The organism is Bradyrhizobium sp. Kon58 (assembly GCF_055807455.1).
Map to the genome: position 1 here is coordinate 76,213 of NZ_JBVVOT010000018.1, position 22,319 is coordinate 98,531.

General features: G+C 65.2%; 23 protein-coding genes. 8 read left to right on the top strand and 15 right to left on the bottom strand.

From position 1 onward, the window contains the following. Window positions 1-51: 51 nt before the first annotated feature. The 5 genes from rplS to ffh all read right to left on the bottom strand — a co-directional run bounded on the left by rplS (window position 52) and on the right by ffh (window position 3,976). Complete coding sequence (gene rplS / locus AC0L20_RS25975; RefSeq protein WP_007598824.1) at window positions 52-438, bottom strand: 50S ribosomal protein L19; 387 nt, start codon at window positions 436-438, stop codon at window positions 52-54. Window positions 439-548: 110 nt separating this feature from the next. Continuing rightward, window positions 549-1,304, bottom strand: coding sequence for a tRNA (guanosine(37)-N1)-methyltransferase TrmD (gene trmD / locus AC0L20_RS25980; protein ID WP_473293601.1), 756 nt, complete (start codon window positions 1,302-1,304; stop codon window positions 549-551). 117 nt (window positions 1,305-1,421) lie between these two features. Further along, window positions 1,422-2,000, bottom strand: a complete 579-nt coding sequence (gene rimM, locus AC0L20_RS25985) for a ribosome maturation factor RimM (protein WP_473293602.1) — start codon at window positions 1,998-2,000, stop codon at window positions 1,422-1,424. A 9-nt stretch (window positions 2,001-2,009) separates the two neighbouring features. After that, on the bottom strand, window positions 2,010-2,342 hold the full coding sequence (gene rpsP, locus AC0L20_RS25990; RefSeq protein WP_007598827.1) for a 30S ribosomal protein S16: 333 nt from the start codon (window positions 2,340-2,342) through the stop codon (window positions 2,010-2,012). An 86-nt stretch (window positions 2,343-2,428) separates the two neighbouring features. Continuing rightward, window positions 2,429-3,976: a signal recognition particle protein gene (ffh, locus tag AC0L20_RS25995; RefSeq protein ID WP_027514978.1), complete on the bottom strand. Its 1,548-nt coding sequence runs from the start codon at window positions 3,974-3,976 to the stop codon at window positions 2,429-2,431. 387 nt (window positions 3,977-4,363) lie between these two features. Here ffh and AC0L20_RS26000 point away from each other — a divergent pair, with 387 nt between their 5' ends. Beyond that, window positions 4,364-5,428, top strand: a complete 1,065-nt coding sequence (locus tag AC0L20_RS26000; RefSeq protein WP_027566379.1) for an MBL fold metallo-hydrolase — start codon at window positions 4,364-4,366, stop codon at window positions 5,426-5,428. A 182-nt stretch (window positions 5,429-5,610) separates the two neighbouring features. Here the strand turns inward: AC0L20_RS26000 and AC0L20_RS26005 are convergent, their stop codons facing one another. Both AC0L20_RS26005 and AC0L20_RS26010 read right to left on the bottom strand, forming a co-directional pair. After that, entirely contained in the window at window positions 5,611-6,327 is a 717-nt protein-coding gene (locus AC0L20_RS26005; RefSeq protein ID WP_473293603.1) for an SIMPL domain-containing protein, read from the bottom strand. A gap of 5 nt (window positions 6,328-6,332) precedes the next feature. Continuing rightward, the gene (locus AC0L20_RS26010; protein ID WP_473293604.1) at window positions 6,333-7,118 is read right to left on the bottom strand and encodes a GyrI-like domain-containing protein; all 786 of its coding nucleotides are present in this window, start codon (window positions 7,116-7,118) and stop codon (window positions 6,333-6,335) included. Between the two features lie 220 nt (window positions 7,119-7,338). On the opposite strand from AC0L20_RS26010, the gene dapF reads away from it, so the two are divergent. Both dapF and mtaB read left to right on the top strand, forming a co-directional pair. Next, window positions 7,339-8,214 carry a diaminopimelate epimerase gene (dapF, locus tag AC0L20_RS26015; protein WP_473293605.1) on the top strand — a complete coding sequence of 292 codons (876 nt, stop codon included), beginning with the start codon at window positions 7,339-7,341 and terminating at the stop codon, window positions 8,212-8,214. After that, window positions 8,214-9,467, top strand: a complete 1,254-nt coding sequence (gene mtaB, locus AC0L20_RS26020; RefSeq protein ID WP_473293606.1) for a tRNA (N(6)-L-threonylcarbamoyladenosine(37)-C(2))-methylthiotransferase MtaB — start codon at window positions 8,214-8,216, stop codon at window positions 9,465-9,467. Before dapF ends, mtaB begins: the two co-directional genes overlap by 1 nt. A 162-nt stretch (window positions 9,468-9,629) precedes the next feature. Here mtaB and AC0L20_RS26025 read toward each other — a convergent pair whose 3' ends face one another. Beyond that, the gene (locus tag AC0L20_RS26025; RefSeq protein WP_473293607.1) at window positions 9,630-10,739 is read right to left on the bottom strand and encodes a DUF2336 domain-containing protein; all 1,110 of its coding nucleotides are present in this window, start codon (window positions 10,737-10,739) and stop codon (window positions 9,630-9,632) included. Window positions 10,740-10,875: 136 nt separating this feature from the next. Then, window positions 10,876-11,577: an RluA family pseudouridine synthase gene (locus AC0L20_RS26030; protein WP_473293653.1), complete on the bottom strand. Its 702-nt coding sequence runs from the start codon at window positions 11,575-11,577 to the stop codon at window positions 10,876-10,878. 78 nt (window positions 11,578-11,655) lie between these two features. Between AC0L20_RS26030 and ftsY the strand changes: the two genes are divergently transcribed. Beyond that, the gene (ftsY, locus tag AC0L20_RS26035) at window positions 11,656-12,603 is read left to right on the top strand and encodes a signal recognition particle-docking protein FtsY (RefSeq protein WP_247284929.1); all 948 of its coding nucleotides are present in this window, start codon (window positions 11,656-11,658) and stop codon (window positions 12,601-12,603) included. A 3-nt stretch (window positions 12,604-12,606) separates the two neighbouring features. Further along, window positions 12,607-13,209, top strand: a complete 603-nt coding sequence (locus tag AC0L20_RS26040; RefSeq protein WP_007598838.1) for a septation protein A — start codon at window positions 12,607-12,609, stop codon at window positions 13,207-13,209. 178 nt (window positions 13,210-13,387) lie between these two features. Here AC0L20_RS26040 and AC0L20_RS26045 read toward each other — a convergent pair whose 3' ends face one another. The 5 genes from AC0L20_RS26045 to ccmA all read right to left on the bottom strand — a co-directional run bounded on the left by AC0L20_RS26045 (window position 13,388) and on the right by ccmA (window position 16,612). Continuing rightward, window positions 13,388-13,981, bottom strand: coding sequence for a DsbE family thiol:disulfide interchange protein (locus AC0L20_RS26045; protein WP_473293608.1), 594 nt, complete (start codon window positions 13,979-13,981; stop codon window positions 13,388-13,390). Window positions 13,982-14,005: 24 nt separating this feature from the next. Next, on the bottom strand, window positions 14,006-14,191 hold the full coding sequence (gene ccmD / locus AC0L20_RS26050; RefSeq protein WP_247284927.1) for a heme exporter protein CcmD: 186 nt from the start codon (window positions 14,189-14,191) through the stop codon (window positions 14,006-14,008). After that, a complete protein-coding gene (locus tag AC0L20_RS26055; RefSeq protein WP_473293609.1) occupies window positions 14,188-14,976 on the bottom strand; it encodes a heme ABC transporter permease in 789 nt (262 codons plus the stop codon). Before AC0L20_RS26055 ends, ccmD begins: the two co-directional genes overlap by 4 nt. Before the next feature lie 90 nt (window positions 14,977-15,066). After that, window positions 15,067-15,735, bottom strand: coding sequence for a heme exporter protein CcmB (ccmB, locus tag AC0L20_RS26060; protein ID WP_473293610.1), 669 nt, complete (start codon window positions 15,733-15,735; stop codon window positions 15,067-15,069). Window positions 15,736-16,009: 274 nt separating this feature from the next. After that, window positions 16,010-16,612: a heme ABC exporter ATP-binding protein CcmA gene (gene ccmA, locus AC0L20_RS26065; protein ID WP_473293611.1), complete on the bottom strand. Its 603-nt coding sequence runs from the start codon at window positions 16,610-16,612 to the stop codon at window positions 16,010-16,012. A gap of 241 nt (window positions 16,613-16,853) precedes the next feature. Between ccmA and acnA the strand changes: the two genes are divergently transcribed. The 3 genes from acnA to AC0L20_RS26080 all read left to right on the top strand — a co-directional run bounded on the left by acnA (window position 16,854) and on the right by AC0L20_RS26080 (window position 21,591). After that, window positions 16,854-19,574 (top strand): aconitate hydratase AcnA, encoded by a 2,721-nt coding sequence (gene acnA, locus AC0L20_RS26070; protein WP_473293612.1) that lies wholly within the window; start codon window positions 16,854-16,856, stop codon window positions 19,572-19,574. Between the two features lie 234 nt (window positions 19,575-19,808). After that, window positions 19,809-20,600 (top strand): DUF1223 domain-containing protein, encoded by a 792-nt coding sequence (locus tag AC0L20_RS26075; protein WP_456766794.1) that lies wholly within the window; start codon window positions 19,809-19,811, stop codon window positions 20,598-20,600. A gap of 622 nt (window positions 20,601-21,222) precedes the next feature. Then, window positions 21,223-21,591 carry a DUF2794 domain-containing protein gene (locus AC0L20_RS26080; RefSeq protein ID WP_007598853.1) on the top strand — a complete coding sequence of 123 codons (369 nt, stop codon included), beginning with the start codon at window positions 21,223-21,225 and terminating at the stop codon, window positions 21,589-21,591. A 7-nt stretch (window positions 21,592-21,598) separates the two neighbouring features. On the opposite strand, the gene AC0L20_RS26085 is transcribed toward AC0L20_RS26080, so the two are convergent. Next, on the bottom strand, window positions 21,599-22,129 hold the full coding sequence (locus tag AC0L20_RS26085; RefSeq protein ID WP_473293613.1) for a GNAT family N-acetyltransferase: 531 nt from the start codon (window positions 22,127-22,129) through the stop codon (window positions 21,599-21,601). Window positions 22,130-22,319 lie beyond the last annotated feature (190 nt).

Consider the following 22,319-nt stretch of genomic DNA (forward strand, 5'->3'; position numbering starts at 1 on the left):
AAAGCGCGGGGTTTGGCCCCGCGCTCTCGGTAACTCGTCTGTAAGCGGAGCTTACTCGTTGACGGCAGCAGCCGGGCGGTCCTGCTTCTTCTCGACGATGCGGGCCGACTTGCCGCGAAGGTTGCGGAGATAATAGAGCTTGGCGCGACGCACCTTGCCGCGGCGCACCACCTTGATCGAGTCGATCATCGGCGACATCACCGGGAACACGCGCTCCACGCCTTCGCCGTACGAAATCTTGCGCACCGTGAAGCTCTCGTTGAGACCGCCGCCGGAACGGCCGATGCAAACGCCTTCATAGGCCTGCACGCGGGTGCGGTCGCCTTCGACGACCTTCACGTTGACGATCACGGTGTCGCCGGGGCCGAACTCCGGAATCTCCTTGTTGGCGGAGAGCTTGTCGAATTGCTCTTTTTCGAGCTGTTGGATCAGGTTCATGGGTAAATCTCCATCGGCGCGCCCAGCCTTGGAAAACGGGGGCTGCGCGAAATTCGTTTATCCAGCCATTGCGGATGTGGCCGCTGCTATAAGGCAAGCCGGAGCGTTTGTCACCCGTCTGTCTTGTTTTTTGGCGTTTTTTGGCGTCCGGCCCGATTCGGGGCTTTGCTCGGGATCTGGGCCCACAAATCCGGTCGGCGGGCCGCCGTCAGGGCCTCGGATTCCGCCCGCCGCCAACTAGCGACCTTGGCATGGTCGCCGGAGGTCAGGATCTCCGGAATCGGGGTTCCCTCGAACAGCTGCGGCCGGGTGTATTGGGGGTATTCGAGCAGGCCGTCCGAGAAGCTTTCCTCGGTTCCCGAGGCTTCCTTGCCCATCACGCCCGGCAGCAGCCGAACACAGGCGTCGATCAGGGCCAGGGCTGCGATTTCACCACCCGAGAGCACGTAATCCCCGATCGAGACCTCCTCCAGGCCCCGCCCGTCGATCACGCGCTGGTCCACCCCCTCGAACCGTCCGCAGACGATCAGGGGACCCGTGCCCTTGGCGAGCTCCAGGACGCGGGCCTGGGTCAATGGCCGACCCCTCGGGCTCATCAGCAATTTCGGCCGGTCCGGGCCGATCCCGGCGGCATCGATGGCGGACGCCAGAACATCGGCCCGAAGCACCATGCCCGGCCCGCCGCCGGCCGGGGTGTCATCGACGCTGCGGTGGCGGTCGGTGGCCGAGGCCCGGATGTCCCGCGCCTCCAGCTCCCAGAGCCCACTAGTCAGCGCCCGGCCGGCCAGGCTCACGCTGAGCGGCCCCGGAAACATTTCCGGAAACAGCGTCAGCACCGTCGCGCGCCAGGGTGAGGAGGTGGTCATCGGATCTCAGTTATTGTCGTCCCGGACAAGCGGAGCGCAGATCCGGGACCCATAACCACCGCACTTCGTTTTGCGACGGCTGGAGCGATCAGCTTAGCCAGAAATTCTGGCCTGTGGTTATGGGTCCCGGCCCCCCGTGCGCAAGTTGCGCACTAGGCCGGGACGACTCGGGGAGGAATCCTCCTCCGCGTCATCGCCCGCGATTTCCTGCGGCAGCGCGATCACGACGCGGCCGCCGGCGATATCGACCTCCGGCACCACCGCGTCCGTGAACGGCAACAGCATCGTAGTGCCTGTGGGCGGCGCGATCTCGATGATGTCGCCGGCGCCGAAATTGTGGATCGCGAGCACGCGGCCGAGCGCATCGCCGGCCGTGGTGACGGCGGCGAGCCCGATCAGGTCCGTGTGGTAATATTCGCCCTCGTCCGTCGCGGGCAGCTTTTCGCGCGCGACATAGAGCTCGATGCCGTTGAGGCGCTCGGCCTCATCGCGGGTCATGACGCCCTTGAACGTCGCAACCAGATGATCCTTGGCCGCGCGCGCCGTTGCGACCTCGAACTGTCGCTTGCCGTCCTTGGACGAGAGCAGGCCGTAGCTCCGCACGGCAAATGGATCTTCCGTGAAGGTCCACAGTTTGACCGCGCCGCGCACGCCATGCGCGGCGCCGATCCGCGCGACGCAGACCAGCGCCGGCATGATCTGGCCTTAACCCTTCGCGGCGGCTTCGGCCTGCGCCTTACGCTCCTTGCGCGGCACGGCCTTCTCCGGATTGTTGCGCACTTCGCGCTTCTTGACGCCGGCGGCGTCGAGGAAGCGCGACACACGGTCCGACGGCTGCGCGCCCTTGGCGAGCCAGGCCTTCACCTTGTCCATGTCGAGCTTCAGCCGGGTCTCGTTGTCCTTCGGCAGCAGCGGGTTGAAATAGCCGAGACGCTCGATGAAGCGGCCGTCGCGGGGGAAGCGCGAATCGGCGACGACGACGTGATAGACGGGACGCTTCTTGGTGCCGGCGCGGGCGAGACGGATAACGACGGACATCTAGATTCTCCTTCAAAGTACGTTTTGTTCGGTTGATTGGTATTCCGCGTTGCGCGAGACCGTTGCGATCTCCCGCGACGAATTCCTCATTTCTTCTTGCCCGGGAAACCGCCGAGGCCCGGCAGCATCGGCTTGCCGCTCAGCCCGGTCAGGCCTGGAACGTTCGGCAGACCCTGGCGCAGCCCGGGCGGCAAATCCTTCGGCAGGCTGGGCAGACCTTGTCCGCCACCACCCTGCATTTTTTCCTGCAGCGCCTTCATCTCTTCCGGCGAAGGCGGCTTCATGCCGCCGCCAAAGCCCATCGCCTGCGCGATGCCGGCGAGCGGACCGCGCTTGCCGGAGCCCATGGCCTTCATCATGTCGGCCATGTTCCGGTGCATCTTCAGCAGCTTGTTGACCTGCTCGACGCTCTGGCCTGAACCTGCGGCGATGCGCTTCTTGCGGCTGGCCTTGAGCAGATCGGGATGACGGCGCTCGTCGCGCGTCATGGAATCGATCACCGCGACCTGGCGCTTCAAGATCTTGTCGTCGATGCCGGCGGCCGCGATCTGGTTCTTCATCTTGGCGATGCCGGGCATCATGCCCATCAGGCCGCTGATGCCGCCCATATTGGCCATCTGCGACAGCTGCTCGCGCATGTCGTTGAGGTCGAACTGACCCTTGCGCATCCGCTCGGCGGTGCGCGCGGCCTTTTCGGCATCGATGTTGGCGGCAGCGCGTTCGACCAGCGACACCACGTCGCCCATGCCGAGGATGCGGCCGGCGATACGGTCGGGATGGAAATCCTCCAGCGCATCGGTCTTTTCACCGGTGCCGAGCAGCTTGATCGGCTTGCCGGTCACCGCGCGCATCGACAGCGCGGCGCCGCCGCGGCCGTCGCCGTCGACTCGTGTCAGCACGATGCCGGTGAGGCCGACGCGCTCGTCGAAGGCGCGGGCGAGGTTGACGGCGTCCTGGCCGGTGAGGCTGTCCGCCACCAGCAGCACTTCATGCGGGTTGGCGGCGGCTTTGATCGCGGCTGCTTCCGCCATCATCTCTTCGTCGAGCGTGGTGCGGCCGGCGGTGTCGAGCAGCACGACGTCGTAGCCGCCGAGCTTGCCGGCCTCGAGCGCGCGCTTTGCGATCTGCGCCGGCTGCTGGCCGGCGACGATCGGCAGCGTCGGAATGTCGAGGTCGCGGCCCAGGACGGCCAGCTGCTCCATCGCCGCGGGACGGTAGATGTCGAGCGAGGCCATCAGCACCTTGCGCTTGTCGCGCTGGACCATGCGACGGGCGAGCTTTGCGGTGGTGGTGGTCTTGCCGGAGCCTTGCAGGCCGACCATCATGATCGGCACCGGCGGCACGGAATTGATGTCGATGGTCTGGCTTTCGGCGCCGAGCGTGTTGATCAGCTCGTCATGGACGATCTTGACCACCATCTGGCCTGGCGTCACCGACTTGACGACGGTGGCGCCGATCGCCTGCTCGCGGACGCGTTCGGTGAAGCTGCGCACCACTTCGAGAGCCACGTCGGCCTCCAGCAGCGCGCGGCGCACCTCGCGCATGGCCGCGTCGACGTCCTTTTCGGTCAGCGCACCGCGCCCCGTCAGACGATCGAGAATGCCGCCGAGCCGTTCCGACAGATTGTCGAACAATGCCGTTGTCCTGTTGCCGTCCTCCCGATGGGAGGAGCACTCCGTTACTCACCGCTGTCATGCCCCGCGAAGGCGCTGGGCATGACCACTCACTTGGGCGAGCGATCTTCCAAACACCTTTACGCCCGAGGGCGCATCGCGCTGTCGGGCGTTGGCCTCTGGCCTCTGGGGCCAGTGGGCGGGTCGAAAAGAAAGCCTTTCCGAGAAAGTGGCCGGGTTAAACGCCGCTGCCGCCCGAAAGTCAAGGAAAGTTAGGGTGGCCGGGGCCGCTTTGGGAGGCAAAGCCTTGAAAAGATGAACTTTCCGGCGGCGGGTTCCTTTTCATCTGGGCCGGCCCATATGAAAGCTTGATGTCCTCCCCCTCCGACCATCCCTGAAGCCAGACCCGTGCCGATCACCCGCCGCCGCCTTTTCGGACTGCTTGCCGGTGCTGGCGCATTGGTCGGCGTGCCCTCCCTTTGGATGTCCCGCATGAAAACCTATGACGGCCCGGTCTCCGACCATTTCGACGGCCTGAACTTCTTCGATCCGGACGGCGTGCCGCCGAAATCGCTTCGTGAGGTCCTGCGCTGGCAATTCGGCGGCAAGCGGCAGCGCGCGAGCTGGCCGGATTGGGCGCCGAGCCCCCATGCCGACACCCCGCCGGACCGCGTCGACGGCGACAAGGTGCGGCTCTCTTTCGTCGGCCACGCCAGCTGGCTGATCCAGACCGGCGGCCTCAACATTCTCGTCGATCCCGTCTGGTCCTCGCGGGTCTCGCCCGTCAGCTTCGCCGGGCCGAAGCGGCACAACGATCCCGGCATTGCGTTCGACAAGCTGCCGAAGATCGATGTCGTGCTGGTCTCGCACGGCCATTACGATCATCTCGACATGGCGACGCTGTCGCGGCTCGCCAAGAATTTTGCCCCGCGTGTGGTGACCCCGCTCGGCAATGACGTCACGATGCGCAGCACCGATGCGACGATCAAGGTGGAAGCTTTCGACTGGCACGATCGCGTCGAACTCGGCGGCGGTATCGCCGTGACGCTGGTGCCGACCCGGCATTGGTCGGCGCGTGGCATGTTCGATCGCAACAAAGCGCTGTGGGCGAGCTTCGTGCTGGAAACGCCTGCGGGGAAAATCTACGTCGTCTGCGATTCCGGCTATGGCGATGGCGGGCATTTCCGCCGCGTCGCCGAGAAGCACGGCCCGTTGCGCCTGGCGATCCTCCCGATCGGGGCCTACGAGCCGCGCTGGTTCATGCGCGATCAGCACATGAACCCGGAAGACGCGGTGAAGGCGCTGGCGGATTGCGGCGCGCAGGCCGCACTCGGGCATCACCACGGCACGTTTCAGCTGACCGATGAAGCAATCGATGCCCCGGCGAAAGCGCTGGTCGAGGCGCTCGATGCCGCGAAGGTTCCGCAGGAGCGGTTCGTGGCGATGAAGCCGGGGCAGGTGGTGGAGATTTAGCTTCGCCGTGGCTGCGAACTCCGCTGTCGTCCCGGCGAAGGCCGGGACCCATAACCACCGAATGCGATTTGGCGAAGATGGGTCAATGCCATCTCGCGCCATAACTTCTTCTGAGGAGTATGGGTCCCGGCCTGCGCCGGGACGACACCGTTGTTGTAGCAGGCACTGTGCCTCTTACGGCCTCACTGCCCCTGCTTGATCGCCCAGCTCACATTCACCGTCACCGCCAGCGTTTCCTCGCCGGGCGCAACGGCCGCGCCGCCTGCGGCCATCGGCGCTGCGGCCATGCGTCCCTTGAACAGCGGCATCGGGGCGCCGCCTTCGGACACGCTGAGCGGCGCGCCAAGCGTGACGCCGGTGGCCTTGGCGTAGATCTCCGCTTTGCGGCGGGCGTCTGCGACAGCCTTCTCGCGGGCATCGTCGAGCAGTTTCGAGGCCTGCGTCACCTCGAAGGAGATGTTGCCGATATCGTTGGCGCCGGCGCCGACCAGCGTGTCGATGATGGCGGCGACCTTGGTCACGTCGCGGATCTTCACGGTGACGCGGTTTGAGGCGCGGAAGCCGACAACGGGCGAGGCGCCGGTGGATTTGTTCTGGCCGTATTGCGGCTGCAGCGACAGCCGCGAGGTCTGGTAATCCTTCTCATCAATGCCTGCGCCCTTCAGCGCCAGCAGCACCTTGCCCATCGCGGCGTTGTTGGCGTCGGACGCTTCTTTCGCAGACTTGGCGTCGTTGGCGACGCCGGCGTCGATCTGCGCCAGATCAGGCGCGGCGGAGATCGTGGCTTCGCCGCTCACCGAAATCGCGGACGGAAAATCGTCGGCGAGCGCGGGCGTTGCCAGCAGCGCGGCGGCAAAGGACGTGACAAGGGAGGTCAAAAGGATGGCAGGCTTTTTCATCGGTCTCACTTCAGCGGCACGAATACATTGATCACGAGCTTGTCCTCGGCCGTCTTCAGGGGATCGGTGAGGTATTCCTCGATGAAGGTGTCCTTGGCTTCAAGCTTCTTGTCGTCGAGGTGATTGGTGATCGCCTCGTAGGTGTTGTCCATGTTGTCGTAGGAGCCGCGATGAACGAATTTCAGCGCCTTGCCCTCCGGCGATTTGCCGATGCTCATGTCCTTGGGCAGGTTCTTCGGGTCCTGCTCGACCGGGATCTCGGCCAGGAAGGTGAAGCCGGTGTCGTCGGTCGAGGTGTAGACGATCATCGAATTGCCGGCGTGCTTGATCCCCTGCTTGTCCAGCAGCGTGTTCAGTGCCTTGAAGGCGTCGATCAGCGTGTCGAAGGCCGAGTCCCAATTGGCAGTGCCCTTGACCATCACGACCTTCTTGGGCTCGAGCGTGGTCTCCTGGCCGAAGGGATCGGCCGTCTGCACGGGAGCCGGCGTCGCGGCGGCAGCCGGGGGCGGAGTGGCCGGGCTCGGTGAGGCACTGGCGGCGGGCGAGGGCGAGGTTGCAGGGGACGTTGCAGGCGACATCGAAGGGCTTGGCGAGGCGCTGGCCGCCGGCGAGGGCGTGGCCGCGGGTGCAGCGCTCGCGGCCGGGGCAGGCGAAGCTGACGGGGCCGGCGGGGGGCTCGCTGATGCGGCCGGCGCCGGGCTCGGCGTCTGGGCCAGCGTGGCGGACAGACCAAACGACAAGGCCGCTGCCGGAATCAGCGCGGCCAAAGCGAGACGACGAAACCTGAACATTTTTATTCTCCCCAATAGCTTATCCGCCAAGGCCTTACGTCCCCGAGGCCTTAACCCGGCCGCACGTCCCGGTTTGCGCGAATTGCGCCGTTCTAACACGCGAGCGCCGAATTCGTCCCATGACAGATGCGTCATGGCAGCGTCCTGGCTCTCGGCGGCAAATCACTGGCCAAGAGGGCCAAGGATCGCCATATAAGGCAGGCGAAATTCGGGAATTTTCATGAGCGCGCTGGCCAACCACGCATTTGCCAAGATGAACGGCATCGGCAACGAGATCGTCGTTGTCGACATGCGCGATTCCACCTCGAAGGTCACCCCGGACGACGCCCGCGCGGTGGCGTCGGCGCGAGGCGGCGTGTCCTACGACCAGCTCATGGTGCTGCAGAAGCCGCGCTTCGACGGCACCGAAGCCTTCATCAGCATCTACAACAGTGACGGCTCCGAGGCAGGCGCCTGCGGCAACGGCATGCGCTGCGTGGTGCGCCGCATCTTCGAGAAGACCGGCCAGACCAATGCGACGTTCGAGACGGCCGCGGGCCTGCTCAATGCCTGGCAGGGTCCGGCGCCGGAGCTTTATACGGTGGACATGGGCGCGCCAAAATTCGGCTGGCAGGACATTCCGCTCGACCAGGAATTCCGCGACACCCGCTACATCGAATTGCAGATCGGGCCGATCGACAATCCGATCCTGCATTCGCCCTCGGTGGTCAGCATGGGTAATCCGCATGCGATCTTCTGGGTCGATGACGTCAACGCCTACGACCTCGAGCGTTTCGGTCCGCTGCTGGAAAACCATCCGATATTCCCGGAGCGCGCCAACATCACGCTCGCCCATATCGTCGATCCCCAGCACATCACGATCCGCACCTGGGAGCGCGGCGCCGGCCTGACCAGGGCCTGCGGCTCGGCTGCATGTGCCACGGCAGTTGCGGCGGCGCGGCTGAAGCGCGCCGAGCGCAATGTCGAGATCACGCTGCCCGGCGGTAAGCTCGGGATCGAATGGCGCGAGCGCGACGATCACGTGCTGATGACGGGCACGGCGACCTTTGAATATGAAGGCCGTTTCGATCCGGCGCTGTTCGCGCCGGTCGACTGATGGCCGTCGACATCGTCACCTTCGGCTGCCGCCTCAATGCGTTCGAAGCCGAGGTGATCCGCCGCGAGGCCGAGGGCGCGGGGCTCTCCGACACCATCGTCATCAACAGCTGCGCCGTCACCAACGAGGCGGTGGCGCAGGCGCGCCAGTCGATCCGCAAATTGAAGCGCGAACGGCCGGGTTCGCGCATCGTCGTCACCGGTTGCGCGGCGCAGACGCAAAGCGGCATGTTCGCCGAGATGGCCGAGGTCGACCGCGTTGTCGGCAATGACGACAAGATGCGATCGTCTGCGTGGCGCGAGGCGCGTGCGGCGTTCGATCTCGGTGCGAGCGAAAAAATCGCCGTCAGCGACATCATGGCGGTGAAGGAGATGGCGCCGCATCTCATCGACGGCTTCGCGAGCGGCCTGCCACGCGTGTTCGTGCAGGTGCAGAACGGCTGCGACCATCGCTGCACCTTCTGCATCATTCCGTTCGGGCGCGGCAATTCGCGCTCGGTGCCGATGGGCGCGGTGGTCGATCAGGTGCGGGCATTGGTCGCGCGCGGCAATGCCGAGATCGTGCTGACCGGCGTCGATCTCACCAGTTACGGCGCCGATCTGCCGGGCACGCCGAAACTCGGCATGCTGACGAAGCAGATTTTGCGGCATGTGCCGGAGCTGAGGCGCCTGCGCATCTCCTCGATCGATTCGATCGAGGCTGACAGCGATCTGTTGGATGCCATCGCTGAGGATTCGCGGCTGATGCCGCATCTGCATTTGTCGCTGCAGTCCGGCGACGACATGATCTTGAAGCGCATGAAGCGGCGGCATACGCGCGGCGACGCCATCGCGTTCTGCGACCAGGTCCGTCGCCTGCGCCCGGATATCGCGCTGGGTGCCGACATCATTGCGGGCTTTCCGACCGAGACCGAGGAGATGTTCTCGCGCTCGCTCGATCTGGTCGAGGAATGCGGCCTGACATTCCTCCACGTCTTCCCCTATTCGCCGCGTCCCGGCACGCCGGCCGCGCGGATGCCGCAGGTTGCGGGCGGCGCAATCAAGCAGCGGGCGAAACGGCTACGCGCGGCCGGTGACGCTGCGCTTCTGCAGCGGCTGCAAGCCGAGATCGGCGCCACGCGCGAGGTGCTGATCGAGAGCGACGCTCAGGGACGGACGGAGCATTATCTGCCGGTGGCGATTGCGAGCGAGCGTATCGGCAGCGTCGTGCCGCTGCGGATCGCCGGTCGTGATGGCGCGCGGCTGACGGTGTGACGGTTCCTTCCCTTCTCCCCTTGTGGGAGAAGGTGGCGCGAAGCGCCGGATGAGGGGTTGCTTCCGCGTACTCAACTCAATGTGGACTCGCGGAGAGAGACCCCTCACCCGTCTCGCCGCTGCGCGGCGAGCCACCCTCTCCCACAAGGGGAGAGGGAAAAACTACAACGCCCGCACCTGCCAGAACCGCAGCGTCCGCCGCGCATTCTCCGGGGTCATGCGCGCGTAATGGCTTTGCGCCCTTGCGATATCGGCTGGCTTCATCGCGCCGCTCGCAAAGCGGCTTTGAAGCACGGCGGCGGTGGTTTCCCAGCTGAGCTGCGCCGCCTTGCACGGCACCAGCAGGCCGTCCTCGCGCAGGCTTTGCATCAGCGGGCGGATCACTTCGACGGTCGATCCCGACAATGCCGCCAATGCGGCCACCGCTTCTTCATAACGCCGTTGCGTGGCGAAGCCGAGCAGCGTCGCTTCGCTGAGCTGGCCGGCCGCCTTCAGGCCTGCGACGGCGCGCTTGGCACCTTCGAAATCGCGGACCCCCGACATCTCGCGCTCGACACCGACGGTGACGGCGGCGATCGCGGTCTGGATCTCCTCGAACAGATGCGGCGGCGCGCGCGACAACAGCCGGGTCCGCACGGCATCCGTAGCGGAGCGCAGCAATTGACGGCGCAGGTCTGACGGCAAATCAACGCGGACGCCGACGCTGACCGCGAGTTCGGGATCGGCCTCGGCCTGTCCGACGATGACGGCGAATCCGTTGCCGGACACGCGCGCGCCGGGATTGGCGGCGAGCCGGCGGCTGACGCTGGGATAGCGCCGCGCCAGCAATGCATCGGTGACGATCTCCTTCAGCCACCAGCGCCCGGCGACCGCGAGCAGATGCGGCTCGCCCTTGCTGGATGCGATCTGCACCAGCGCGCTGTCGTCGAGGCGCGCGGATTCCTGCAGCACGGGACCGGCGATGCGGATTTCGTCATTGTTGGCGAGGCGGCGAATGACCGATGGCGGCGCCTGCGCGATCGGTGCGAGCTGCGCGCTGATCTCGGCGAGCGCTACGCGCGCGCCCATGTCCGCGATGGCGCGGAGCTCGATGGTGCCGATCAGGCGATCCAGCACATCGTCAAACAATGCGATCTGTTCGTCGTCGAAACTGCCGGCGGAGGACAGGAACAGGTCGGTGACGCGGCGGGCTGTTGCCAGGCCCTTTTCCGCCGAGCCAGTCCGAAGCGCGGACTCGACCTCGTCGATGATCGATAGTTCGGCCGTGGACATGACGCGCAGCTCGTCCTGAGCAGATTGACGGAAGCTTGTTCTAAGCAATCGCTATCATTAGAGACGAGCACTGAACGTTTCGTAAACTATAGGGAGCGATGCGCGGCCTCCTCACCATGACGGGCGAGCAGTTGGACTACTCCCCGTTCCACCCGCAGGCGCGGAGCCGCTCGTGCATGTGGGGCGGGGCAGGCGCCATCACGCGAACCGGCTCCTTGTTGCGGGAGATCGGCACCACGATCTCGCGGGAATGCAGGTGCAGCTTCGGCTCGCCGAAGCGCGGGCCGTTGCCGTAAATGTTATCGCCGAAGATCGGCCAGCCGGTCGCGGACGAATGCACCCGCAGTTGATGGGTCCGCCCGGTCACCGGTTCCATGGCGAGCCAGGTCAGGCCGTCGCCCCGGCCCATCACCTTCCAGTTGGTGATGGCCTTCTGGCCCTCGGGATCGGGCTTCTGCCACCAGCCGCGCTCGGCGTTCAGCCGCCCGAGCGGCATGTCGATGGTGCCTTCGTTCTCGGTGGGGCCGCCCTCGACGATGGTCCAGTAGGTCTTGCCGATCTTGCCATGCTTGAACAGCAGGCCGAGCGAGGCCGTCGCCTTGCGATGGCGGCCGAGCACGAGGCAACCGGAGGTGTCCTTGTCCAGCCGGTGGGCCAGCACCGGCGGCCGCGGCAGGCCGAAACGAAGCGCATCGAAGGACGTTTCCAGATTGGCGCCGCCCTTGGGTCCGCGATGCACCGGCAGGCCGGCCGGCTTGTCGATGACCAGCATCAGCCCGTCGCGATGGAGCACGCGCGCTAAGATTTCCTCGGCGGTCAATTCGGGAACATCGAGCAATTGCAAGACTTTCGTTATCGGCGAGACTTTCGGTCAAGACTTTCGTTTGCGAGCCGGAACGGCTAACACACCGCCACCATGAACGATACCACCCCCGAGACCCCCAAGCTGAGCTGGTGGCGCCGCCTGTCCGACGGGCTGAAGCGCACCTCGTCCTCGCTCGGGACCGCGGTCGCCGACCTCGTTACCAAGCGCAAGCTCGACCGCGCCATGCTCGACGACATCGAGGACGTGCTGCTGCGCGCCGACCTCGGCACCTCGGTCGCAGTGCGGATCGCGGATGCGGTCGGCACGGGGCGCTACGACAAGGCGATCTCGGCGGACGAGGTCAAGGATGTCGTCGCGACCGAGGTCGAGAAGGTGCTGGCGGCGGTGGCCAAGCCGCTCGAGATCGACGCCGGCAAGAAGCCTTTCGTCATCCTCGTGGTCGGCGTCAACGGCTCCGGCAAGACCACGACCATCGGGAAACTCTCGCAAAAATTCGCGTCCGAAGGCCGCAAGGTGATGCTGGCCGCCGGCGACACGTTTCGCGCCGCAGCGATCGAGCAGCTCAAGGTCTGGGGCGAACGCACCAGGACGCCGGTCATATCAGGTGCGCAAGGCTCGGATTCGGCGAGCCTCGCCTTCAACGCGCTGACGGCGGCGAAGGAGCAGGCCATCGACGTGCTCCTGATCGACACCGCCGGGCGGCTTCAGAACAAGGCCGAGCTGATGAACGAGCTCGAAAAGGTCGTGCGCGTCATCCGCAAGGTGGACGCGACAGCGCCGCATGCGGTTCTGCTTGTGCTGGACGCCACCGTCGGCCAGAACGCGCTGTCGCAGGTCGAGGCCTTCCATCGCACCGCCGGGGTCACCGGCCTCGTGATGACGAAGCTCGACGGCACCGCCCGCGGCGGCATTCTGGTGGCGCTCGCGGAGAAATTCAAACTGCCGGTGCATTTCATCGGCGTCGGCGAAGGCGTCGACGATCTCGCGCCGTTCACCGCGCGTGATTTCGCCCGCGCCATTGCCGGAATCGAAAGCTGAAGAATGGACAAGACCCAGCCGCATCCGCTGTTCAAGCTTGCCACCGAGCTCGGTCCGCTGCTCGTGTTCTTCTTCGTCAATGCGAAGTTCAATCTGTTCGCCGCGACCGGCGCCTTCATGGTCGCGATCGTCGCGGCGATGATCGCCTCCTATGTGGTGACGCGCCACATCCCGATCATGGCGATCGTGACAGGCGTCATCGTGCTGGTGTTCGGCACGCTGACGCTGGTGCTGCATGACGAGACATTCATCAAGCTCAAGCCGACCATCATCTACGCTTTGTTCGCCGCGATCCTCGGCGGCGGCCTGTTGTTCGGCCGCTCCTTCATCGCCGTGATGTTCGACCAGATGTTCAATTTGACGCCGCAGGGCTGGCGGATCCTGACGCTGCGCTGGGCGCTGTTCTTCGCCGGCATGGCGGTGTTGAACGAGATCGTCTGGCGCACCCAGAGCACGGACTTCTGGGTCAACTTCAAGGTGTTCGGCGTCACGCCGATCACCATGATCTTCGCCATCGCCCAGATGCCGCTGACCAAGCGCTATCACCTCGAGCCCGCGTCGCTGGAAGCGAGCGAGGCCGAGGCGGGGGACGTGAGGAAGGGGTGAGCTCTTTCAGCTCGCTACACACTCAACTGTCATCGCCCGCGAAGGCGGGCGATCCAGTATTCCAGAGACGGCAGTGAGATGCGGAGAGGCCGCGGCGTACTGGATGCCCCGCCTTCGCGGGGCATGACAGCGGTGTGCGAGGCTGACTCCTTTGCTCCGCTCGCAATGACGGTCTTCGCTACGACCCCGCCTTCAACGCCTTCTCCATCTGCGGCAATAACACCGTCCGCAAATTCTCCCGCGTGATCGGTCCCACCAGCTTGTAGACGATGGTGCCTTCGCGACCGACGACAAAGGTCTCCGGCACGCCATAGACGCCCCATTCGATCGAGGCGCGGCCGTTGGCATCGACGCCGACGTGGCCGAACGGGTTGCCGTAGCGCCCCAGGAAGCGCCGCGCATTGTCGGCGGCATCCTTGTAGTTGATGCCGACGAGCTGGAAGCGCTTGTCTTTGGCCAATTCGGTCAGGAGCGGCGCCTCGTCGTGGCACGGCACGCACCAGGACGCCCAGACATTGACGAGGCTGACCTTGCCCTTGAACGCAGCGGGATCGAGGCCGGGGATCTGCGCGTTGTCAGCCTGCAATCCCTCGAGCGGCGGCAGCATGGTCTGCGGCGCGGGACGTCCGATCAGCGCGGAAGGAATCCGCGAGGGATCGCCGCTGCCGAGCCGGAACCAGAACAGCAGCGCCAGGCCGATGAAGGCGATCAGCGGCAGCACCATCAGGAAGGTGCGGCGCTGCGGCGGAGCGGACGTCGATTGATCGCTCATGATTGATCTCTCATGCTCGATCTCTCATGGCCGATCGGTCGCGCTACGGCCGGAGCGGCGGGTCACGCCGCTGCGCTCGAGCTCGCGCAGGCGCTGTGTCTGGCTACGATAATCGAGCACGATCCAGCCGATCAGGATCACGACCACGAGGCCGGCCGCCGCATAGGACGTCACGATGAAAGACGCGTAGGGACCGAGCGACATGATCATGCAGCCCCAGCTTCTTTTGATGGGCTGCCTTCACGCGAGCCGGTGCCGATTTCTGAAAACGCCACACGGCTCGCCTGCATCATCTGCAGGGACCGCACGCGCCGGCGCAAAATCTCGTTGCGCATCGCAGCCAGATGCAGCGTGACGAACAGCAGGGTGAACGCGATCGCCATCACCAGCAATGGAATCAAAAAGGATTTGTCGAGCGACGAGCCGCCCATCCGCATCACCGAGGCCGGCTGGTGCAGCGTGTTCCACCAGTCGACCGAGAACTTGATGATGGGCAGGTTGAGCGCGCCGACCAGCGTCAGCACGGCGGCGGCGCGCGCCGCGCGGGAGGGATCGTCGACCGCGCGCCACAGCGCCATCAGGCCGAGATACATCAGGAACAGGATCAGCACCGAGGTCAGCCGCGCGTCCCATTCCCAATAGGTGCCCCACATCGGCCGGCCCCACAGCGAGCCGGTCAGCAGCGCGAGGAAGGTGAAGGCGGCACCGATGGGAGCTGCCGCTTTGGCGGCGACGTCGGCGAGCGGATGCCGCCATACCAGCGTGCCCAGCGAGGCGATGCTCATCACGCCCCACACGAACATCGACAGCCAGGCATTGGGCACGTGGATGAACATGATCTTCACCGTCGCGCCCTGCTGATAGTCGTCGGGCGCGGTGGCGGACTGATAGAGCCCGATCGCGAGCAGGATGATTGTCGCGGCCGCAAGCCACGGCAGCAGCCGCGCCGTCAGGGCGAGGAACCGTGTGGGGTTGGCGAGGTCGATCAGCGTCATGGTATCCTGATAATCACAGGTAAGCGCTCACGCAATCAGCACGAAAGTCCGCAGCGAAAGTTGATCGGGGTCAAGGTCAGTCCAGCCATCTCAATCCAGTCCATGCTTCAGGCTCGCCGCGGCCGCGAAGGGGCCGATTACGAGGCTGACCAGTGACAGCGCGCACAGGATCGAGAACGGCGCGCCGAACGTCATGGGCCCGACGATCACCGCCTGCGAGGCCGCGACGCCGAAAATCAATACCGGGATCGACAGCGGCAGCACCAGCACCGCCATCAACAAGCCGCCACGATGCAGCGTCACCGCCAGCGCCGCACCGATCATCCCGGTAAACGTCAGCGCCGGGGTGCCGGCGAGCAGCGTCAGCGCCACCGCGCCGGTTGCCACCATATCGAGGTTGAGCAGCAGGCCGAGCACGGGGGTTGCGACGATCAGCGGCAGGCCGGCGGCCAGCCAATGCGCCAGCGCCTTCGCCGCGCAGGCGAGTTCCAGCGGGGTCCGGCTCATCGTGATCAGGTCGAGCGAGCCGTCCTCGTGGTCGGCCATGAACAGCCGGTCCAGGGTCAGCAGGCTCGCCAGCAGCGCGCCCAGCCACAGGACCGCCGGCCCGAGCCGCGACAGCAGTGCCAGATCCGGCCCCACCGCAAACGGCATCAGCACCACCACGGTCAGAAAGAACAGCACGCCAATCAACGCCCCGCCGCCAACGCGGAGCGCGATCCGGATGTCCCGGCGGATCAGGGCGGACAGCGCGGTCATGCCACTGCTCCCAGAGGTGAGGAGGCAACGTCGGCCGGTTGCCCCGGGCGAGCTGCGCTCCCTCCCCCCTTGTGGGGGAGGGCGGGGGAGGGGGGTAGCCCCGGGGAAGATGGTTCTTGGGTGCGGGCCGCGAGCAACAGAGCCCCCGCCTGCCGACCGCCAGAACCGAGAGAGTGCGCCGTGTGGCACCCCCCTCCCTGGCCCTCCCCCACAAGGGGGGAGGGAGCGGAGAGGGTGGAGTTCGGCCGCTTGGAAAACTGAGGGTCTACGGGAATCACACCGCACCCCCGATCCGCAGCTCCCGCGAATCGATCCCGAGCGGGGCGTGGGTGGCGGCGACGATCAGGCCGCCGCGGCTGAGGTGCTCGCGCATCAATCCGGAAAACATGTCCTGTCCGGCGACGTCCAGCGCCGTGGTCGGCTCGTCCAATAGCCAGACCGGCCGGCGGACGGTCAGCAGGCGGGCCAGCGAGAGCCGGCGGCGCTGGCCGGCGGAGAGGAAGGCCGCTGGCAGATCGGCGGCATGGTCGAGCCCGACGGTGGCGAGGCTCTCGCCGGCATCGAAACGCTCGCCACCCAGAAAATCGGCCCAGAACGTCAGATTTTCCGCCACGCTCAGGGCCGGCTTCAAGGCGTCGCGATGGCCGAGATAGTGGCATTGCTCCGGCAATGTCAGCTCGGAATCTCCTCCGTCCAGCGCGATCGTGCCGCCCGCCGGAATGAGCAGGCCCGCGATCAGCCGCAGCAGCGAGGTCTTGCCCGATCCGTTGCGGCCGACGACCGCCACGGCTTCGCCGGAGCCGGCCCCGAAATCGAGCCCGGAAAACACCTCGCGGCCGCCCCGCACGCATGTGACCCCATGTCCGGAAAGCTGCATCTCGCCTCGTACCAACCCGCTCAACGTCAGGCTCAGGAAAATTTGGGGTAGCGTATGGGAATTTTTGGCTCGCGGATTGCCGCGGCACGTTTGTGGCTGTGGCGGCGCGGTTAGAAAGCTTCTATAAGCCCGGAACTACTTGATGCAGCAACTCAACCTGCCCCTGCAAGCGACTCAGCCTGCCTACGCTGACGGTGTTAAAATACCCTGCCGGGTATAACTGACAATTGGGATTTCCTACATGACCTCGCTCGACAGCTTCAAATGCAAAAAGACCCTCAAGGTCGGCGCCAAGACCTATGTCTATTACAGCCTGCCCACGGCCGAGAAGAATGGTCTGAAGGGAATTTCGAAACTCCCCTACTCGATGAAGGTCCTGCTCGAGAACCTGCTCCGCAACGAGGACGGCCGCTCGGTCAAGAAGGCAGACATCGTCGCAGTGTCGAAATGGCTACGCAAGAAGTCGCTGGAGCATGAGATCGCCTTCCGCCCGGCGCGCGTGCTGATGCAGGATTTCACCGGCGTGCCCGCCGTGGTCGATCTCGCCGCGATGCGCAACGCGATGCAGAAGCTCGGCGGCGACGCCGAGAAGATCAATCCGCTGGTGCCGGTCGACCTCGTCATCGACCACTCCGTGATCGTAAACTTCTTCGGTGACAACAAGGCCTTCGGCAAGAACGTCACCGAGGAGTACAAGCAGAACCAGGAGCGCTACGAGTTCCTGAAATGGGGCCAGAAGGCGTTCTCGAACTTCTCCGTCGTGCCGCCCGGCACCGGCATCTGCCATCAGGTCAATCTCGAATATCTCTCCCAGACGGTCTGGACCAAGAAGGAGAAGATGACGGTCGGCAAGAAGACCGGCACCTTCGAGGTCGCCTATCCCGACTCGCTGGTCGGCACCGATTCCCACACCACCATGGTCAACGGTCTCGCCGTGCTCGGCTGGGGCGTCGGCGGCATCGAGGCGGAAGCCTGCATGCTCGGCCAGCCGCTATCGATGCTGTTGCCCAACGTCGTCGGCTTCAAGCTGAAGGGCGCGATGAAGGAAGGCGTCACCGCGACCGATCTCGTGCTGACCGTGACGCAGATGCTGCGCAAGCTCGGCGTCGTCGGCAAGTTCGTGGAGTTCTTCGGCCCCGGCCTCGACCATCTCTCGGTCGCCGACAAGGCGACCATCGCCAACATGGCGCCCGAATATGGCGCGACCTGCGGCTTCTTCCCGGTCGATGCCGCCGCGCTCGATTATCTCAAGACCTCCGGCCGCGCCTCGGCGCGCGTCGCGCTGGTGCAGGCCTATGCGAAGGCGCAAGGGCTGTTCCGCACCGCCAAGTCGCCCGATCCGGTATTCACGGAGACGCTGACGCTCGACCTCGGTGACGTCGTGCCGTCGATGGCCGGTCCGAAGCGCCCGGAAGGCCGCATTGCGCTGCCGTCCGTGGCCGAGGGCTTCTCGCTCGCCCTCGCCAGCGAATACAAGAAGGCCGAGGAGCCGGAGAAGCGCTTCGCCGTCGAGGGCAAGAAGTTCGACATCGGCCATGGCGACGTCGTGATCGCCGCGATCACCTCCTGCACCAACACCTCGAACCCGAGCGTGCTGATCGGGGCCGGTCTGCTGGCGCGCAACGCCGCCGCGAAGGGCCTCAAGGCAAAGCCGTGGGTGAAGACCTCGCTCGCCCCGGGCAGCCAGGTGGTGGCGGCCTATCTCGCCGATTCCGGTCTCCAGGCCGATCTCGACAAGGTCGGCTTCAACCTGGTCGGCTTCGGCTGCACCACCTGCATCGGGAATTCCGGTCCGCTGCCCGAGGAGATCTCGAAGTCGATCAACGACAACGGCATCGTCGCGGCTGCCGTGCTCTCCGGTAACCGCAACTTCGAAGGCCGCGTCTCGCCGGACGTGCAGGCGAACTACCTCGCCTCGCCGCCGCTCGTGGTCGCCCACGCGCTCGCGGGCACCGTCACCAAGAATCTCGCCGTCGAGCCGCTCGGTGAAGGCAAGGACGGCAAGCCGGTGTACCTCAAGGACATCTGGCCGACGACGAAGGAGATCAACGCCTTCATGAAGAAGTTCGTGACCGCGGCGATCTTCAAGAAGAAGTATGCCGACGTGTTCAAGGGCGACACCAATTGGCGCAAGATCAAGACGGTCGAGAGCGAGACCTATCGCTGGAACATGAGCTCGACCTATGTGCAGAACCCGCCCTATTTCGAAGGCATGAAGAAGGAGCCGGAGCCGGTCACCGACATCGTCGAGGCCCGCATCCTCGCCATGTTCGGCGACAAGATCACCACCGACCACATCTCGCCGGCCGGTTCGATCAAGCTCACCTCGCCCGCCGGCAAATACCTCAGCGAGCACCAGGTGCGTCCGGCCGACTTCAACCAGTACGGCACCCGCCGCGGCAACCACGAAGTCATGATGCGCGGCACCTTCGCCAATATCCGCATCAAGAATTTTATGCTCAAGGGCGCGGATGGAAATATCCCTGAGGGCGGTCTGACAAAACACTGGCCAGACGGCGAGCAGATGTCGATCTACGACGCCGCGATGAAGTACCAGCAGGAGCAGGTGCCGCTGGTGGTGTTCGCCGGCGCCGAATACGGCAACGGCTCCTCGCGCGACTGGGCGGCGAAGGGCACGCGTCTGCTCGGCGTCCGTGCCGTGATCTGCCAGAGCTTCGAGCGCATCCACCGCTCCAATTTGGTCGGCATGGGCGTGCTGCCGCTGACCTTCGAGGACGGCACCTCCTGGTCCTCGCTTGGCCTGAAGGGCGACGAGAAGGTCACGCTGCGTGGTCTCATCGGCGATCTGAAGCCGCGCCAGAAGCTGACCGCCGAGATCGTCTCCGGCGACGGTTCGCTGCAGCGCGTTTCGCTGCTCTGCCGCATCGATACGCTGGACGAGCTCGAATACTACCGCAACGGCGGCATCCTGCACTACGTGCTGCGCAAGCTCGCGGCGTAAGCGCGGATTTGTGAACGGTGGCTCACTGCGAAGTGAGTAGTAGGTTACACGAAGGCGGCCTATCACAAGGCCGCCTTCACGCGTTTGCGGCAGGCTTCAGATGGGCCCGCCCGGCGGAGAACCTCACGCTTTGGACGGTTACTTTGGCGGACGAAAGTGCGAGGCCCGTAAGACTACGGTGACCATCCGGCGGTAAGATTTCCCTCTCACGAGCAATGGTGTGCGGCGTTCGACATGACAACAATGACGGCTTCTCATCTGGTTTCACGTAACGTGATCTCGAGGTGGTCCGGCGCCCTCTGGTCGGGTGCACTTGGTCTCTGTGCGATCGTCGCCGTCATTCGTCCTGCCGAGGCTGATCCCCGCGCCGTTGTCGAATTGTTTACCTCGCAGGGCTGCTCCTCCTGCCCACCGGCCGACAAGATCATCGGCGACCTCGCCCGCGATCCCTCGATCATCGCGCTGAGCATGCCGATCGACTATTGGGACTATCTCGGCTGGAAGGACACATTGGCCGATTCGCGCTTCTCTGCACGGCAGCGTGCCTATTCGCGCATGCGCGGCGACCGCGAAGTCTACACGCCGCAGGTCGTGGTCAACGGCTCCACGCATGTCGTCGGCAGCGACCGCACCGGCATCGAAAGCGCGATCGGCAAAACCGACAAGGGCACGGGCGTGATGAGCGTGCCGGTGACGATGTCGCTCGCGGGCAAGCAGATCAACGTCTCGGTGGCCGCGAGCAACGAGCCGACGGCGTCCCACGGCGAGGTCTGGATCTGCTCGATTGCGAAGTCGGTGCCGATCGCGATCAGCCGCGGTGAAAATCGCGGACAGCAGGTGATCTATCACAACGTGGTGCGCAATCTGCTGAAGGTCGGCGACTGGACTGGCCGTCCGGAAAGCTGGACGGTGCCGATCGAGAACCTCACGCGCGACGGCGTCGACGGTGCTGTGGTCTATGTCCAGGACGGCAGCCGGGAAAAGCCGGGCCCGATGCTGGGCGCGGCGTACACGTCGCTGCACTAACGCGCACACTTCGAATCTTCCGATTCAAGCACACTTTCAATCCTCATGTGAGGAGCGCACTCCTGCGCGCGTGGCGGACGATGCTGCGCATCGCCGCGAGAACCATGCAGGCCCTGCTGAGGCAGCTCGGCCTCGATCCTTCGAGACGCCGCTTCGCGGCTCCTCAGGATGAGGGGAGGGAGTGTTCTCGCTGATGAGGAAAAAGTCCGTCGAAGCGGAAACATCCCGACACAAACAAAACCGACCCCAAACAAAAAAGGACCAACTCGCGTTGGCCCTCCTTGTCGTGCGAACAGACCCGATCCTAACGGCCCCGGGGGGCTGGGGGCTGAGGAATCCGGAACCGAAAGGACCGGGTCAACGCACACAAGTCTTTTCGCAATGCAGGGCGGCAGTCGCTTGGCGGAAAAGCGGCGACACTATGATTCCTGCTAACGATCCCGTGACGGTTTGCCGCGACAGAGTTCCACCGCTGCGTGTGGGCGGTTTACTCCGGTCCAGCGTCCTTACAGGGGCCCCTTGCAGTGGGGAACAGTTGGCGCGATCATGCAACTGTCATGATCCGCGGTTCCGGGGACGGTCTTCGCGGACGCGGTCATGCTGATGCGACAGGAGGCGGCCTATGAGTCTGTCGGAGGATGCCGATCCGAGCGAACAGCGCGCGGCGGCGCGCCCCGCCGCTTCGAATGCGCAGCTGAGCCGCGTGACGTTCAACCGGCTCGAGCTGCACCGTATTCTCAATCTCTACGGCCGGATGGTCGCCGACGGCGAGTGGCGCGACTACGCCATCGACTTCCTCAGGGATCGCGCCGTGTTCTCGGTCTTTCGCCGCGCCTCGGAAGTGCCGATCTATCGAATCGAGAAGGATCCGCGCCTCGCGCGCAAGCAGGGCATGTACAGCGTGATCTCGGCGACGGGTCTGATCCTGCGCCGCGGCCACGAGCTGGAGCGCGTGCTCCTGGTGATCGATCGCAAGCTGGCGGTGGTCTGACGAAGGCTTACTTCACCGGTACCGTAGTCGCGCCCTCACCAAGATCCCGCTGCATCATCACCGTGTCCAGCCAGCGGCCGAATTTCAGCCCGACGCTGGGATGCGTGCCGATCATCTTGAAGCCGGCCTTGGTGTGCACGCCGATCGAGCCGGCATTGGCGGAATCGCCGATCACGGCGATCATCTGGCGGAAGCCGCGCGCCTCGCATTCGATGATCAGCCGCTCCAGCAGGAGCGCCCCGATGCCGCGACGGTGGAAGGATGGATCGAGATAGATCGAGTTCTCGACGGTGAAGCGGTAGGCCGGCCGGGGCCGGTAGGCGCCGGCATAGGCGTAGCCGGCGACGCGCCCGTCGAGGATGGCGACGAAATAGGGGTAGCCGCCGTCGGTCAGCGTACGGTAGCGGCGCGTCATCTCGGCGAGGTCGGGCGGCTCCAGCTCGAACGTCGCGGTGCCCTCGCGGACGGCCTGCTGGTAGATGGCGGTGATGGCGGGAAGGTCGGCCTCAGTGGTGGGCCTGATATCGGGTGCGGACATGCCGCAAGATTAGAGCCTTCCCGGGACGGCTGGAAGAGGCAACGGTGCTTCCTCATACTCCGTCATTGCGAGGAGCCCTTGCGACGAAGCAATCCAGAAATGCACCGGCGGAGGGACTCTGGATTGCTTCGCTGCGCTCGCAATGACGGTGGGTGTGGAGAGGCCCGCCCAAACAAAAACCCCGGCCTTT

Excerpts from the sequence above, each read along its gene's own strand:
- rplS (WP_007598824.1), bottom strand. The coding sequence starts at position 438 with ATGAACCTGATCCAACAGCTCGAAAAAGAGCAATTCGACAAGCTCTCC.
- trmD (WP_473293601.1), bottom strand. The coding sequence starts at position 1,304 with ATGACCACCTCCTCACCCTGGCGCGCGACGGTGCTGACGCTGTTTCCG.
- rimM (WP_473293602.1), bottom strand. The coding sequence starts at position 2,000 with ATGCCGGCGCTGGTCTGCGTCGCGCGGATCGGCGCCGCGCATGGCGTG.
- rpsP (WP_007598827.1), bottom strand. The coding sequence starts at position 2,342 with ATGTCCGTCGTTATCCGTCTCGCCCGCGCCGGCACCAAGAAGCGTCCC.
- AC0L20_RS26005 (WP_473293603.1), bottom strand. The coding sequence starts at position 6,327 with ATGAAAAAGCCTGCCATCCTTTTGACCTCCCTTGTCACGTCCTTTGCC.
- AC0L20_RS26010 (WP_473293604.1), bottom strand. The coding sequence starts at position 7,118 with ATGTTCAGGTTTCGTCGTCTCGCTTTGGCCGCGCTGATTCCGGCAGCG.
- dapF (WP_473293605.1), top strand. The coding sequence starts at position 7,339 with ATGAGCGCGCTGGCCAACCACGCATTTGCCAAGATGAACGGCATCGGC.
- mtaB (WP_473293606.1), top strand. The coding sequence starts at position 8,214 with ATGGCCGTCGACATCGTCACCTTCGGCTGCCGCCTCAATGCGTTCGAA.
- AC0L20_RS26025 (WP_473293607.1), bottom strand. The coding sequence starts at position 10,739 with ATGTCCACGGCCGAACTATCGATCATCGACGAGGTCGAGTCCGCGCTT.
- ftsY (WP_247284929.1), top strand. The coding sequence starts at position 11,656 with ATGAACGATACCACCCCCGAGACCCCCAAGCTGAGCTGGTGGCGCCGC.
- AC0L20_RS26040 (WP_007598838.1), top strand. The coding sequence starts at position 12,607 with ATGGACAAGACCCAGCCGCATCCGCTGTTCAAGCTTGCCACCGAGCTC.
- AC0L20_RS26045 (WP_473293608.1), bottom strand. The coding sequence starts at position 13,981 with ATGAGCGATCAATCGACGTCCGCTCCGCCGCAGCGCCGCACCTTCCTG.
- ccmD (WP_247284927.1), bottom strand. The coding sequence starts at position 14,191 with ATGATCATGTCGCTCGGTCCCTACGCGTCTTTCATCGTGACGTCCTAT.
- AC0L20_RS26055 (WP_473293609.1), bottom strand. The coding sequence starts at position 14,976 with ATGACGCTGATCGACCTCGCCAACCCCACACGGTTCCTCGCCCTGACG.
- ccmB (WP_473293610.1), bottom strand. The coding sequence starts at position 15,735 with ATGACCGCGCTGTCCGCCCTGATCCGCCGGGACATCCGGATCGCGCTC.
- ccmA (WP_473293611.1), bottom strand. The coding sequence starts at position 16,612 with ATGCAGCTTTCCGGACATGGGGTCACATGCGTGCGGGGCGGCCGCGAG.
- acnA (WP_473293612.1), top strand. The coding sequence starts at position 16,854 with ATGACCTCGCTCGACAGCTTCAAATGCAAAAAGACCCTCAAGGTCGGC.
- AC0L20_RS26075 (WP_456766794.1), top strand. The coding sequence starts at position 19,809 with ATGACAACAATGACGGCTTCTCATCTGGTTTCACGTAACGTGATCTCG.
- AC0L20_RS26080 (WP_007598853.1), top strand. The coding sequence starts at position 21,223 with ATGAGTCTGTCGGAGGATGCCGATCCGAGCGAACAGCGCGCGGCGGCG.
- AC0L20_RS26085 (WP_473293613.1), bottom strand. The coding sequence starts at position 22,129 with ATGTCCGCACCCGATATCAGGCCCACCACTGAGGCCGACCTTCCCGCC.